The sequence below is a fragment of the Roseibium sp. genome, assembly GCF_965232425.1.
In the GTDB taxonomy this organism is placed as follows: Bacteria; Pseudomonadota; Alphaproteobacteria; order Rhizobiales; family Stappiaceae; genus Roseibium.
In genome coordinates, this window is the sequence record NZ_OZ246971.1 from 1,661,924 (window position 1) to 1,676,653 (window position 14,730).

Genomic DNA, 14,730 nt, shown 5'->3' on the forward strand with positions numbered 1-14,730 from the left:
GTCGTCAAGCCGAAGTGCCATCGGGCTTGAGCGCGTTGAGGGTTGCATCGAGAATCTCGGACGGAATTTCCATCACTGACGGTACGGAGGTCCACAAGAGGCAGGCCGAAACGTGCCGGTCCGGATAGATCCGGCGCAGCAATTCCCTGTAAACACTGAGCTGCGCACGGTATTCGAGCGGTACGGCGTCGACGGTTTCAGGCGGGTTGAGGTTCGTCTTGTAATCCACAATCACAACCCGGTTATCCTCAACCAGGAGCCGGTCGATTTGTCCGGAGATGTCGACTTCGGTGCCGTCACTGGCCCGAATCGAGCCGACGACCGGAACTTCCGCCTGTGTGGCGCCCCCGAACAGCGGCGCAAAATCGTCCGATTGCAGGATCGTTGCGACTTCGTTCAGCAGCCGGTCCGCATATCCGGCAAATTCGGCTTTTAGTTCCTGCTTCAAAAACCGGTCCGCCGACGCAAGGCGTTCTTCTTCGGGCAGCGCAGGCAAAAGTTCCAGAAGCCGGTGAACCAGACGGCCGCGCTCCAGGGGCCACGACGCGGGCTGGGTGTTGCCCAGCAGACGGGCCGGTGCAGGAACCGGTTCGATCCCGTCCTTGGTTTCGAGCTCCTCGAAAACCCGTGACGGCTGCAGACGTTTCTTTCTGGGCAGCGGTGCAACGGGCGTCAGCAGCCAGTCCGGCAACTCCTCAGGCGCCTCTTCACCCGGCATTTGCGATGGTTTCCCGGTCCCGGACGGCGCGCGGGCGTCAGCGGCGGTCATCTGCCAGCGCCAGCCGATGACTTCGCCCCGGTCGTTCGTCAGCTCTTTCGCTCCGGGTTTCAGCGCCCGCTCCACAAGCGCATACCAGCACTCCTCGTGCTGCCCGCGCTTCGGTTCCCACCCGCACACGACCAGGCGATCTTCCGCGCGCGTCAGAGCCACATAGAGAAGCCGTCTGTACTCTTCGGCCTGGACTGCGCGAAGGTCCTCAACCGCGGCTTCGTGCCACGGTGTCCGGTCAATCTTCGGCGGCAACCACACAAGCGCAGGCGGAAGCAGGTCGTTGTTCAATCGCTTGTGCGGCAGGAAGGATGGGTCGTGAATGGCGCTCACAGGCGCGGCTCCCGGGTCGACGAGCACCACGATCCGGGCCTCCAGACCCTTGGATCCGTGCACGGTCATGATCCTGACCATACCCTTGGTGTTGGTCAGTTCCCTCTTGATTTCCGTCGGCGCGGCGGCCAGCCAGGCCAGGAACCCTTCCAGTCCCGGAGTGCCGGACTGTTCATACGCGGTTGTCAGTGCCAGAAACTCGTCCAGGACATCGTCAACCTCGACACCGAGACGCGCCCGGAAGGCCTTGCGCCCGCCGTCCGGCCCGAGCAGCCGTGCAAAGAACTCGTACGGCGGAACGAAATCGGCGCGCGCGCGCCAGTCTTCCAGGCGCGCCCGGACCGACTGCCACTTTTCCTCGGTTTCCGATCGTTTCACGAGCATTTGCCACAGCGTTCCGGGACGCGCCTTGTCGCCCGTTTCGCGTGCGATCGCGACCAGATCGTCGTCCAGGAGGCCAAAGATCGGGCTCTTCAGAACGGATGCGAGCGACAGATCGTCTTCGGGCAGCAGCATGAAACGGCCGAGCGCGGTCAGATCCTGAACGGCGATATGCTCGGTCAGGACAAGCCGGTCACTGCCTGCCGTCGGAATATCGAGCGCCTTGAGTTCCCGGTTGAGGGCATCAACGAAGGGACCGCGCTTGCGCACAAGGATCATGACGTCGCCCGGATCGGCCTCACCACGACGGACCCAGCCGGCGATCTCGGCGGCGATCCTCCGTGCGGTCTTGAGCATCGGACTGCCGGAGCCGATGTGGTCGATGGGCAAGCGCCAGTCCTCTGGCTCTTCCGTTTCCGCATCGGCCTCCAGCGGCCACAGATCGACGATGCCGGGGTCGCGCCGGATCGCCTCGTGCACCGGAGCACTCACGTCCTGGGACAACCCGCGATGTGCGCTCTCGTCCTGAAAGACCTTGTCGACCGCTGCCAGAACGTCCGGTGTGGAGCGGAAGGAGAGTTGAAGATTGACCGAGTGAAACTCCTGTTCCGCGGCCTCCGCCTTGCTTGAGAAGGCGCGCCGCATCGCATCGAAATAGGCGGGGACCGCACCCTGGAAGGAGTAGATGGATTGTTTCTCGTCACCAACGGCAAAGAGCGTCCTGGTGCGCTGGTGGGCCCCCGCTCCGGAAAAGAATTCCGAGGCGAGCGATGTCACCACGTCCCACTGGCGCGGGCTCGTGTCCTGGGCCTCATCGACAAGGATGTGGTCCAGTCCCTGATCCAGCTTGTATTGCACCCAAAGTGCCGCATCCGATTTCTGCAGCAACGTGGCGGATTTCACGACGAGATCTTCGAAATCCAGAAACCCGCGCCCGGTCTTGGCGCGCTCGTATCGGGTAATGACCGCTTCAGCGAGACGCAAAAGCGCGGCGGTTCCCTGGAAGGTCACGATTTTCCGGCGCTCGTCCAGCTGCGCCAGAATCCTCTCCTGTTCGGCCACCAGCCTGTCGACCATCTCCGGGAAGTCCGCCGCGACCTTCTTGGTCGCCAGGGACTTTCGCGGCTCCAGTTTCGAGGTCAGGAAGATCGATTGCCACGCCTCCCGGAACAGGGCCGGGTCTTTCAGGCGGCGCGCATTGGCAAGATCCTCTGCCCGTTTCTGATCCGTCTTGCCTCCCGTCAGCAAGGCCTCGCCAAAGCTCAGGCAGATGTTCAGATCCAGCGGACAGGTCTGCATGAAGCGTGTCTCGAAATCGGCAAGCCGGTCCGAGGGAGACACGTCCAGCAAACCGGCGAGTTCCGCGAGCGCTGCTTCGAAACCGCCGGCATCGACCGTCCAGCGGCGGAAGGAATCCCGGTCCCGGATCACGTCCTCCAGCGCTTTCTGGACCCCGCCGTCACTCATGAGATCGATCACCGATGCAAGTGCATGGCCGAGAGGGCTTTCCGGCTGCATCTCTGCAGTGTGCAGCACACCCCCAAGTGCTTCCGCCATCAATTCGGCGGCGACACGGTCGTCGAGCACGGAGAAGTGCCCGGCCACGTTCGCCTCGAGCGGAAACTGATGCAGCAGCGCTTCGCAGAAACCGTGGATGGTCTGGATCTTGAGGCCGCCGGGCGTTTCGAGCGCGCGGGCGAACTGCCGCCGGGCCATGGCAAGCCTGGAGGCATCGGGCCTCCGGCCCTCAATCGCCTGAAGCTCTGCCGACAGCACATCATCGGACATCGTCACCCAGTCGCCCAAGATCCGGAAGACGCGGGTCGCCATTTCCGCGGCCGCGGCCTTGGTGAAGGTCAGCGCCAGGATGCGGCCGGGATCGGTGCCGTCCAGGAGCAACCGAACGACGCGGCGCGACAGAACGAATGTTTTGCCGGAGCCGGCATTGGCGCTCACCCAGGCCGATGCGCGCGGCCGGGACGCAAGATCCTGACGCTGCCGCGTCAGTACCGGGATCTGGAAACCGCTCATGGCGTGTCCTCGCCGCCGAGCGCCCATTCCTGCGCCCGGGCTAGGTGGTCATAATCGCCATCCAGCGCCCGTCCCCGCATCACGCGGGCGCGGGAAAGATAACCGGTCCCGGGATCGCAATAATGGGCGATCAGCTGCTCGAGACGGGTCCAGGCATCCTCGATCAGATCCTCCAGGTCCCGCTCCTTCGGGTTCCGCAGAAGCGGGACGACCGCCTCATCGCCGCCTTTCAGCTGCAGATAGAGCAATTCCGATACGGGACGATCGGACGGCACGCCCTTGAATCCGGCCCGGCGCACCATGGCGGCTTCAAGCGACAGCTGCGGCGACAGCAGCGCGTCCACCTGTTTCTGAGAGGGCACCTGTCCGGTCTTGTAGTCGATCACCGAAAGACCGCCGGATTTCAGAATGTCTATCCGGTCCGCCCGCCCGCGCAGGCGGAACTCGAAACCCGGGAGCCGGAGCTCGACGCCGCCGCCGATTTCAAGGAACCGGTTGTCGATTTCCTGTTCGCGCCGGTTTTCGAAGGCGACGAAACCCGCGGCAATCTTCTGGAACCTCGGCCACCACATGGCCCGGATGGCCGGAAAGGCATCCAGCGGTTCGAACAGCTCTTCGCCGATTAACGTCAGCGCCGCCAGGGCGCTGTCGTCCAACGGGCCGGACCAGGCCGACAGGAACCGGGCAAGCGCATCATGGATCAGGTTGCCCTTGTCGGCCGCCCCGGGTTCGCCGCCGATCGGGTCGACCGGCTGAAGCTCCAGGACGTGGCGCGCGAAGATCGCGTAAGGGTCCCGGATCAATCGCTCGATTTCCGTTATCGACAGCGAATGCGGCCGCGCGGCAAGCGGGGGCGAGGGACCCGGACGCATCGCCGGCCTGACCGGCCCTGCCGGCCGGTCGATGAGATCGGCGAGACGCGGATAGAGCCTGCCGCGCTGCTCCATGGCACCGGTAACATCCGGCCCGGCCAGCGTGGTCAGGCGCTGCAGCCACCTCGATGCGACGGTCGGCGCCCCGTCGGTTCTTGCGCTGCGAGACAGCAAAACGCGGGCAGCGCCCATGCCTTGCGCGAAGTCATGTGCAGAGGCGCCCAGGCGGCGTTCCGGCGGTTCCAGGCCGATATCCCGTTTCATCGGACGGTTGAGCCAGGGATCGTTGCGTGTCCGCTGAGGCCACACACCCTCGTTCAGACCGCCCAGAACGACAAAGTCGAAACTTTGCAGCCTGGCTTCCATCGGCCCCAGGATCTGAACCCGCTGATCTCCGGGCAGTCGCCGCCGAACGGCCTGACCGGCCATGAACGCGGGCAGGACGGACGGCCATTCCGGTGGCGCAATCGCCAATCCACTTGCTTCGGCCTCCAGAAAGCCGTTCAGGAACAGCGCAAGCGCATCGCCGGCTTCACCGGCATAGAGTTCATCGCAGGAGCCGGTCTCATCGGTCGCGATTGACTGGACGACATCCACCTGCAGGCGCGCCAACTCCGTGACCGGTACCAGCCCGGCGCTCTCTGCCAGGGCTTCGAGCGGGGCGAGCGCAGCGGCCAGTCTTTCAACCAGATCAGCGACGACATCCCAGTCGCCGTCATGCACCTTCTTCCAGCGCGGAATGTGCGCGGTGTCCGCCGCGTTGCGGCTCGCCTCCACCGCGGCGCGCAAACCGCCCGTTCCTGGCCTCGCTCTCGGGCCGCGAAGCACACCGCGTTCAAGTGCGCGCGCCGCGGACCGGATATCCTTGAAAGGCAGACCGAGGCGCGCGAGCGGATGTTTCAGAAGCGCGAGAAGATCGATCGGCTCGCAGCCGTTCAGCGCCAGTTTTGCAGACAGCAACAGCAGGACGGCAGGGGCTGTCTGGTCGAGCGGGCGGCCTGCGCTGTCGTCGACCTGGATGTTCCAGCGGGTCAGCTCCGCCGCGACCCGGCGGGTTAGCATCCTGTCAGGCGAGACGAGGGCGGCGGTCTCGCCCCGTTCAATGGCTTCACGCAGGGCGATGGCAAGGCTGAGGGCCTCGTCCGCCTCGTTGCGCGCAACAAGCAGCGAAACGCCGTCAAGGGCGGCGGTGCGGTCCGCGACGCCGGTTTCGGCCAGATACGCGGTCCACTGATCGGACGTGTCGGCGGGACGCAACGCTTCGGAAACCAGCTTTTCCCGGAGCGCTTGCCCGGAACTCGCCCGGTCCCCGAGCGGAACAACATCCGACCGCGTGGCCCCGAGCCTGTCCAGGAGCTGCTTGAAGGAAAACTGCGGATGCGACGGCAAGGTCGACAAACGCGGCCCACCTGCAAATCCGCCGGGTCTGCCGGACCCGCCATCGGTCCTCAGGAGAGACCAGGACCGGTCGTCGAGATGCGGGTCCAGCCCGGGCAAGACAATGGCGCCGCGCTCGAGCCCGGCAACGACTTTCAACAGTTCTGCTGTTGCCGGAACCGACCCGGTCACGCCGGCCACGACAACAGGGGTGTCAGAAGCTTCTCCGGCAAGCCGTTTCGCTTCGCGCCGGATCAAGGCGGACCTCCTCGCCTTGGGATCCATCTGCCCCCGCTCGGCCAGATGCGCGGGCCAGGCCTCCTGCACGATCTTGAGGAAATCGAGCGTGATCTGCCAATAGCGGGCAAAGTCCTCGGGAACGAGGGTCCCGATTTCCGACCAGTCGGCTTCCTCCGTCTCGATCTCGTCCATGAGGGCCAGGAGGTCGGCCGCGAGCCAGGCGGCATCGGCAGTCGAGGCCGGAACGCCAAGGGGCTCATCGAGGCGCAGGTTCAGAACTTCGCGCCGCAGCGCGCCCTTCCACGCCATGACGAGCCGTGTCATCGTCAGATGCCGCTCCGTCAGCTGTATCGCAGGTGGCAGGGGAGCAAGATCTGCCGACGCGTCGAGGCTCAAGAGGTCTTCGTCCGCGTCTCCGACAGGTCTGATCTTCGGGAGCAGCACCGGCCGTGTGCCGAACTTCTTCTGAAAGATCGCGGGCAGCAGCCGCGCCGAGCGCCGTGTGGGAAGATAGATGGTCGCAGACGCGAGCAGGTGCGGATCGTCCAGCGGGCGGAAGCCCGGAACAAGGGTACCGTCGACAAGGGTATCGACCAGCGTCTCTAGAAACGGAACGGACGGCGGAACGGAATAAAGGCGCGGTCGCTCGGACATCCGTACCCTAGGCCGCGCTCTCTCGAACCGCATATTCCGCCGCGCGGATCGCATCCGGCGTGCCGATGTGAAGCCAGAGGCCTTCCATCTGAACACCGAAGAGACGGCCAGCCTCGATCGCCCGGTCGAACAGGATATTCATCGAGAACGGCCCGTCCGGCGCCCCTTCGAAGACCCTCGGATGAAGAATCGCCGCGCCGGCGTAGGCAAAGGGTGTGACGCCCTTTTCCAGCCGCCTCGTCAAACTGCCGTCCCTGGCAAGTTCAAAGTCGCCGCGCCCCGAATAGCCGACCGATTTCACGGTTTCTGCAACCAGCAGCAGGGCGTCCATGCGGTCTCCGTCCCATGCATCGATCATGTGTTCCAGGTTCGGCTTGACACCTTCGATCCAGTAACAGGTGTCCGCGTTCAACTGCAGGAACGGGTCATCCCCCAGTAGCGGCAGCGCTTTCTTGATGCCGCCGCCGGTTTCAAGAAGTTCCTCGCGCTCGTCGGAGATCAGAATTTCCATGTCCTGGCGGCGGCGTACATGCACCTCGACCAGGTCGGCCAGATAATGAACGTTGACGACACAGGTCTTCACACCGGCGGCCGCGAGACGGTCCATGCCATGGTCGACCAGCGCCTGCCCGTTGACCTCGATCAGCGGCTTCGGCGTTGTCGCCGTCAGGGGCCGCATTCTCTTGCCGAGACCGGCCGCAAGAATCATGGCCGTTGTTGGTCGAAACCGCGGTTGTGTCATCTTGTCTCTCAAACGATTGCTCCGGCCATTCTGCGATCCCTCAGTGCCGGAATTGCCCATACCAGTCTTTCAGTTCCGACATGCCCGGACGCTCGAACACCCGGTCCAGATAGCCTAGCATACGCGGCAGATGGCTCAAATATGATGGCTTGCCATCCCGCCGTGCCAACCTCACGAAGATCCCGAGGATCTTGGTGATGCGTTGTGCAGCCATCACTGAATATGCCCGAGAAAAGCCTTGCCTGTCGAAGCCTGGCAAAAGCGTTTCCATCTGCCTGACATAGGCATCGTAAAGACGCGTTTCCAGTTCGACGCCGATGTCGGTGCGTGCATCGAGCAGGAGCGAGGCAACATCGTAGGCGACCGGTCCGATCACCGTATCCTGCAGGTCGATCAGCCCGATGCGGTCCGTTCCCTCTGCGCCTTGCTGCCAGAGCAGGTTCGGAGAATGGAAGTCGCGCAGCACCCAACCTCTTTGCGCATCGGCAATGCCATTCAGGGCCTCCTGCCAGAGCGCTTCGAAATCTTTCCGCAACGCTGCATCGACGGAAACCTTGCCTGTTTCCGGGACGTACCAGTCGAGAAAAAGCGAAGCCTCGGCAATCAGCGCACCGTCCGAATAGGGTTGCAGCGCGTACCTGCCGCCCTCCGGTAAATCCACGGCATCGGGCCAAGTCTGGCTGTGCATGGTCGCGAGAACATCGACGGCAACCTCGTAGCGCTCAGGATCGGGCTTTCCGTCGGCGACAATCGTCTCCCGTCCGAGGTCTTCCAGGAGGACAAGCCCTTTTTCCGGATCGGCGGCAATCGTCGCCGGCGCTCTGAGGCCCCGTTCGCGCAACTCCATGCCGATCGCCAGGACCGAACGGCAGTCTTCAGCCAGATGAACGGCCTTCATGTAGGCGCGCACGTTTTCCGGAACGCCGCCCTCGCGAAACGGCCATTGCATCAGAACCCGTTTCCCATCCGCGTCCGCAATGCTTTCAAACGTCCGCAAGGAGGCATCGCCTGCCAGGAACCGGCGCCCGGCATTGCCGAAACCCGCCATCCGGAGAAAGCTGCGCGTGTCCCGCGTCCGCGCGATCCGATCCCGCCAGACCTCGCGAGAGGAATAAAAATCGAACTGCCGCCGCCCGGCGTCCGCGTCCGGCTGGCTGATCTGAACCCACAAAGCGTCCTGCGGCAGGAATTCAGACGCCATTTCCGGCCATTCTATCAGCGCCGCACCCGTCTGAAGCAGATCGGCAAGTCCGAGTTCTTCGATCTCCTCCGGCTCCTCGAGGCGGTAGAGATCAAGATGTGCAAGGTCGAACCTCGGCAACTCATAGGACTGGACGAGCGTGAATGTCGGGCTGGGCACTTCCAGGAGTTCGTCATCGGCAAGCGCCCTGATCAAGGCTCGGGCAAACGTGGACTTTCCCGCTCCCAGATCACCGGAGAGGCAGACGACGTCGCCTGCCTTCAGGATCATGGCGACATCTTCGGCAAGCAGGCGCGTTTCGGCCTCGTCCTTCGTCTCCAGTCTGAGAATTGACGCAGGAAGCTCCCGCAGCCGATGCTCTGCCATTGGCCGTCCTGTTGCTATTCGGCGGCGACCTGGTCTGCCAGTTCGGGCTGGGACGGAAACACGCAGGTGACCGTCGTTCCCTTGCCTTCCGCCGACTGAATGTCAACGCTGCCGCCATGCAATTCGACAAAGCTCTTCACGATCGCAAGGCCAAGCCCCGCGCCCTGCCGGCGGCTGCCCGTGTCGTGGCCGACAAACCGGTTGAACACCTGTGTCAGCACCTCGGCCGGAATGCCGTAGCCATGGTCCTGCACCACGAAGGTGACCGATTCCTCGTCGCGGTTGCAGCTGACATCGACCACCCCGTTTTCTTCCGAATACCGGACCGCGTTGGCGATCAGGTTGAACAGGACCTGGCGGAGGCGTTTCTCGTCGGCAACGATCACACCGATGTTTTCCGGCACGTCCATCCGCAAGGTGATCTGCGCTTCCGCGATCCTGTCCTTGAGCCCCTCGACGGCGGCCGACACGGTGGAGGCGACATCGACCTCGCCGAGATCGAGTTCCATGATGCCCGCGTCAAGCGTTGCCAGATCGAGAATGTCGTTGATGATCGCCAGCAGGGCGGACGAGGACGACTGGATGTATTCGGCATATTCGCCCTGCTTCTCGCTCAGGTCGCCGAATTTCGGATCGGAGAGAAGCTGCGCAAAGCCGATGATGTTGGTCAGCGGCGAGCGGAGTTCGTAGGAAACGTGCTGGATGAAGGCGTTCTTGATCTGGTCGGCCTGCTGCAGGGCCTCGTTCTTCTCCAGAAGCGCGCGCTCGACATTCACACTGTCGGTGACATCCACAAAGGTGACGAGCGTGCCTCCATCCGGCAGGGGGACGGTGGCATAGTCGAGAACGTCGCCGTTGTGACGCTCCAGGCGGCTGACCTTGTGGGTCCGGTTGTCCAGCAGGCCGGTGACGTTTCCGGCAAGCTGCTGCCAGGCCTGCTCTTCCGGTTCGCTGAGCGTGCAGGCGGAGACGACTTCGTTGACATGGGGCAATTCGGCGAGCCGGTTTTCATCGATCTGCCAGATCCGCCCGAATGCGGGATTCCAGAGCCTCAACTTGCCGTCGGAGCCGAACACGGCGACGGCCTCGGACAAGTTGTCCAGTGTTTCACCCTGCACACGCGTCAACGCGTTGTACTTGCTTTCCAGGTCGAGCCGTTCGGTAAAGTTCTCGTAGATATAGGTCACGCCGCCTTGCGGGTGCGGGTTGGCGATGACGCGCAACGTGCGCCCGTCGGGCAGGTGCCACCAGCTTTCGCGCGCCTCGAGCGACTGATAGCTCTCGAGCATCTTGGTGCGCCAGACGCGGTAATCGGCCTGCTCCGGCAGCTTGCGTGACGCGCGCAGCGAATCGAGCACGGTGCCGTCCTCGGGCTTGCTTTCCAGAAAGGCGTCGTCCAGGTCCCACAACTGACGGAAGGCGGCGTTGTAAAACTGCAGCTTGCGATCGCTGCCGAAAATCGCGACCGCGGCGGCAAGCTGATCCAGGGTTCGGCCGTGATAGTCTTCGGCGCGGCCCAGCTCCTTGCGCGCCTGTTCAAGTTCGCTGATGTCCACGGCAATGCCGGCGCCGCCGACACTCGCATTGACATCCGTGACCTCGAACACCCGCCGCGCGCCCGAGGCAACGATCGGGATACGCGCGCTGAAACAACCGTCTTCCGTACGCTGGACCGCCATCGCGGTCCGGGCTGCGGCATCCAGGAACGTGACGCCGTCCTTCACCGCCCTTTCGGCATCCGGCATTTCAACCGCTTCCGCATAGGCCGCGTTCGCCCAGCTCAGTTTGCCTTCCGAATCCCGTTGCCAGGCCGGTGCTGGCATGGCATCCAGCAAAGCGTGCAGCATGTGCAACTCGCCGGAAATCTTGGCATTGCGCGCGGCCAGTTCAGCCTGCATCTGCCGTTCGCCGGTCAGGTCACGCAGTCTGAGAACCACGGCGCCTCCGGTCGTGCGCCCCAGCGCCTCAACATACGTGCCGGTGCGGGTCTTCAACGTGGCGGTGAAGGCCTCGCCTGCGCGAAACAGCATGTCGAGATGGCGCTCAAGGTCGCCCGCGCATTTCGCAGTGAGCCAGCTGCCGAAGGCCAGAAGCTGTGCCGGCGGCCGCGGGACACCGGATTTTTCGGGAAGCACACCCCAGATCTGCGGAACGGCCCCGTTGCCCGTCCAGACGATCACGCGCTGCTCGTCCGTGTTCAGCATGGCCTCCAGACGGTCGACACGGAACTTGAGATCCGCTTTTTCCTTCTCGAGCGCTGCGGTGATTTGAGCAGATTGCTTGCGATGCCGGATGAGAGAGATTGCCGCCGTTACGGCAAAGGCGCACATGCCGCCGACGGCGCCGACAAGGATCATGGCGCCCGGATTGATGGCGGCGGAGGTGTTGGCGAGCATGTCAGCGGAAACCGGCGCCGTCATGAGGCCGTAGCCGGCAAGCGCCGTGCTGCCGAGCTTAACAGATTTCAGACTCCGATCTCGCCACGGCGTGCCCCTGTGCACGTCGTCCCTGCTGCCTTTCGGCATTTCCTGATCCCCTTACGCCGCCTTTCCCGCTGTGCGGGTGCAGCCCCCGGTTTATGGGAGCAAATCAGAGACATTTGCCTCCTGGCCTCTGATTCGTTTCAACCATAACCTTTTTGAGAATCACGCAGAAGAGTCCGTAACCGAAAAGTTAACAGAACCCTTCAATTTGAAGGGTTCTGCATTTTTTTGTTCACATGGTCGAATCGCGGCGATTACCACATGTAGTAGCCGTGATTTCGCAAATCAGTATTTGTAGTGCTCTGACTTGAACGGACCGGCCTTATTAATCCCCAGATAATCGGATTGGTTGTCAGTCAATTCAGTTAACGTGACGCCGAGTTTCTCGAGGTGAAGGCGCGCGACTTTTTCGTCGAGATGCTTCGGAAGAACATAGACCTCGTTCTGGTACTGATCGCCCTTGGTGTAGAGCTCGATCTGGGCCAGAACCTGGTTCGTGAAGCTTGCAGACATGACGAAGCTCGGGTGGCCGGTGGCGTTGCCGAGGTTCACAAGACGGCCCTGCGACAGCAGGATCATGCGCTTGCCATCCGGGAACTCGACCATGTCGACCTGATCCTTCACCGGACGCCACTTGAAGTTCTTCAAAGCGGCAACCTGGATCTCGTTGTCGAAGTGGCCGATGTTGCAAACGATCGCCATGTCCTTCATGCCACGCATGTGGTCAAGGGTGATGATGTCCTTGTTGCCTGTCGCGGTCACATAGATGTCGCCTTCGGGCAGTGCCTGCTCGATGGTCTTCACCTCGTAACCGTCCATGGACGCCTGGAGCGCACAGATCGGATCGATTTCCGTCACGATCACGCGGGCGCCGGAACCGGCCAGCGACTGTGCGGAGCCCTTGCCGACATCACCATACCCGCAGACAACAGCGACCTTGCCGGACATCATGACATCCGTGCCGCGGCGGATGCCGTCGACGAGGGACTCGCGGCAGCCGTAGCGGTTGTCGAACTTGGACTTGGTGACGCTGTCATTGACGTTGATGGCCGGGAACGGCAGCTGACCGCTCTTCTGCATTTCGTAAAGACGCAGAACACCGGTCGTGGTTTCTTCGGAAACGCCCTGGATGAGGTCACGCTGTTTGGTGAACCAGCCCGGATGCGATGCCATGCGTTTCTTGATCTGGGCGAAGAGGCATTCCTCTTCCTCGGACTGCGGGTTTTCGATCAGGCCGGTTTCGCCTGCCTCGACCCGTGCTCCCATGAGGATATAGAGCGTGGCATCGCCGCCATCGTCGAGGATCATGTTGGCGCCGTCGGCGAAATCGAAGATCTTGTCGGCGTAGTCCCAGTATTCCTCCAGCGTCTCGCCCTTGACGGCGAACACCGGGATGCCGGCAGCGGCGATCGCGGCGGCAGCCTGGTCCTGCGTGGAGAAGATGTTGCAGGAGGCCCAACGGACCTCCGCGCCCAGCGTCACCAGCGTTTCGATCAGAACAGCCGTCTGAATGGTCATGTGAAGAGACCCTGCAATACGGGCGCCCTTCAGGGGCTTGGCATCGCCGAATTCCTCGCGGCAGGCCATGAGGCCCGGCATTTCGTGTTCGGCGATCTCGATTTCGGTGCGGCCCCAGTCTGCGAGCCCGATGTCTTTGACGATGTAGTCGGTCATGAATATGTCCTGCAATTGAATCCAGCTGATTGCGCCGGCCTGGTGAACGCAGCCCGTTTTCCCGTCAATCGCGAGGATCGATCGAAACGGCAGCCGCAAGCCGGTTTCCGGAGCGCGCCGGAAGCCGTTGGAGGCGGTTATAGCGCCCGGAAGGACTTCATGCAATAAAGATATAAAGAATTCTTTATATCATTTGTCAGAAAGGTGAACGGCTATCTGTAGAGGTCTTCGCGGGACGGCGGCAGGCCGGACGGCCCCTTGGTTCTGCGCGACGCCACCGTCTGGAAAATGCCGATCGAGCCGCGTTCGAAACCGAGCGAAACCCCGCACAGATAGGCCAGCCAGAGCCGGTATTTCTGTTCGCCGATATCCGCGATCGCGGCCTCCCTGACCGCCATCAGGTTTTCCGCCCACAGCCGGGTCGTGCGCGCGTAATGTTCGCGCCAGGCTTCGACATCGTGCACTTCGAAGCCGTGCGCCTCCAGATTGGTGAGGGTCCAGCCGATATGGTCGACCTCGCCTCCCGGGAATATGTAGCGGACGAGCGCCTGGTATTCGGGTTTCTTGCGGCGAAACTTCCTGAGATCCTTCTTGCCGCGCCGGGTAATGGCGTGATGCAGATAGATCCCGCGCGGCTTCAACAGACGGTGGACGCTCTGGAAGTAGTTGTCGTAATTGTCCAGGCCGACGGCCTCGAACATGCCGATCGAGGAGATCTTGTCGAACTGCTGGCCCTTCATGTCCCGGTAATCGATCAGTTCCACGGACACCTTGTCCTGCAGCCCGCGTGCCTCGATCCGTTCGCGCGCAAGCTTGAGCTGTTCCTCGGCCAGGGTCACACCGACAGCCGTGACGCCATAGTGCTGGGCGGCATGACAGATGAGCGCCCCCCAGCCGCAGCCGATGTCGAGCATGCGGTCACCGGGCTTCAGGCGCAGCTTGCGGCAGATCATGTCCAGCTTGTCTTTCTGGGCGGTTGCCAGATCGTTCGACCAGTCCCTGAAATAGGCGCAGGTATAGACCATCTCCGGGTCGAGGAAGAGCCTGTAGAACTCGTTAGAGACGTCGTAGTGGAACGCGATGTCGTCCTTGCGGCTGCCCGTTCCCCGGTCCGCAGCCGCTCCCGCGTCCAGGCCGTCTTCCTGTTCCTGCGCCGCAGACTTGCCCGCTCCCAGGAACAGCGATGCCGCGTTTTTCATGAGCAGAAACTTGTTCAGCCGTTTGCGCAGCTCCCGGCTTTTCAGCTTCGGGCGCTTTTCCGCGAACTCGAAGATCGTTCCGCCGCGCGGGTCGATTTCGCCCGTCGAATAAAGATCGACGACGGTCTTGATGCGCGGGCTGCGCAGCAGCTTAGTCAGCGCTGCCGGTGCCACGGCGATCCGCAGACCCTCCGCTTCCATGTTTTCCGGGATCCGGCTGCCGTCCCAGAGCTCGAAGCCGAATTCCAGGTCCAGCGCCTCGTGTATATGGCTGAGCGCAGCTCGGGCTGCGGCAAGGGTACGGTCACCGGATTGGCTTGCCATGATAGTCCTTCAAAGATGCGGTGCGCCGTTCTGGTCCGAAACGCCGGACCGCATCTGGCGGAACCGGACGGACCGATACAACGG

The 14,730-nt window shown here is 62.8% G+C and carries 7 protein-coding genes; all 7 read right to left on the minus strand.

The window, feature by feature from the left end; translation table 11 throughout:
• Positions 1-4: 4 nt before the first annotated feature.
• The 7 genes from addA to ACO08A_RS07590 all read right to left on the minus strand — a co-directional run bounded on the left by addA (position 5) and on the right by ACO08A_RS07590 (position 14,646).
• The gene (gene addA, locus ACO08A_RS07560) at positions 5-3,514 is read right to left on the minus strand and encodes a double-strand break repair helicase AddA (protein ID WP_422040539.1); all 3,510 of its coding nucleotides are present in this window, start codon (positions 3,512-3,514) and stop codon (positions 5-7) included.
• Positions 3,511-6,657, minus strand: coding sequence for a double-strand break repair protein AddB (addB, locus tag ACO08A_RS07565; protein ID WP_422040540.1), 3,147 nt, complete (start codon positions 6,655-6,657; stop codon positions 3,511-3,513). The genes addA and addB overlap by 4 nt, the downstream gene beginning before the upstream one ends.
• A 7-nt stretch (positions 6,658-6,664) precedes the next feature.
• Entirely contained in the window at positions 6,665-7,399 is a 735-nt protein-coding gene (locus ACO08A_RS07570; protein ID WP_422040541.1) for a nucleotidyltransferase family protein, read from the minus strand.
• Positions 7,400-7,439: 40 nt separating this feature from the next.
• Positions 7,440-8,966, minus strand: coding sequence for a tRNA (adenosine(37)-N6)-threonylcarbamoyltransferase complex ATPase subunit type 1 TsaE (gene tsaE, locus ACO08A_RS07575; protein WP_422040542.1), 1,527 nt, complete (start codon positions 8,964-8,966; stop codon positions 7,440-7,442).
• Between the two features lie 14 nt (positions 8,967-8,980).
• The gene (locus ACO08A_RS07580) at positions 8,981-11,491 is read right to left on the minus strand and encodes an ATP-binding protein (protein WP_422040543.1); all 2,511 of its coding nucleotides are present in this window, start codon (positions 11,489-11,491) and stop codon (positions 8,981-8,983) included.
• 243 nt (positions 11,492-11,734) lie between these two features.
• Positions 11,735-13,123, minus strand: coding sequence for an adenosylhomocysteinase (gene ahcY / locus ACO08A_RS07585; protein ID WP_422040544.1), 1,389 nt, complete (start codon positions 13,121-13,123; stop codon positions 11,735-11,737).
• Positions 13,124-13,335: 212 nt separating this feature from the next.
• On the minus strand, positions 13,336-14,646 hold the full coding sequence (locus ACO08A_RS07590; protein ID WP_422040545.1) for a class I SAM-dependent methyltransferase: 1,311 nt from the start codon (positions 14,644-14,646) through the stop codon (positions 13,336-13,338).
• Positions 14,647-14,730: the final 84 nt, after the last annotated feature.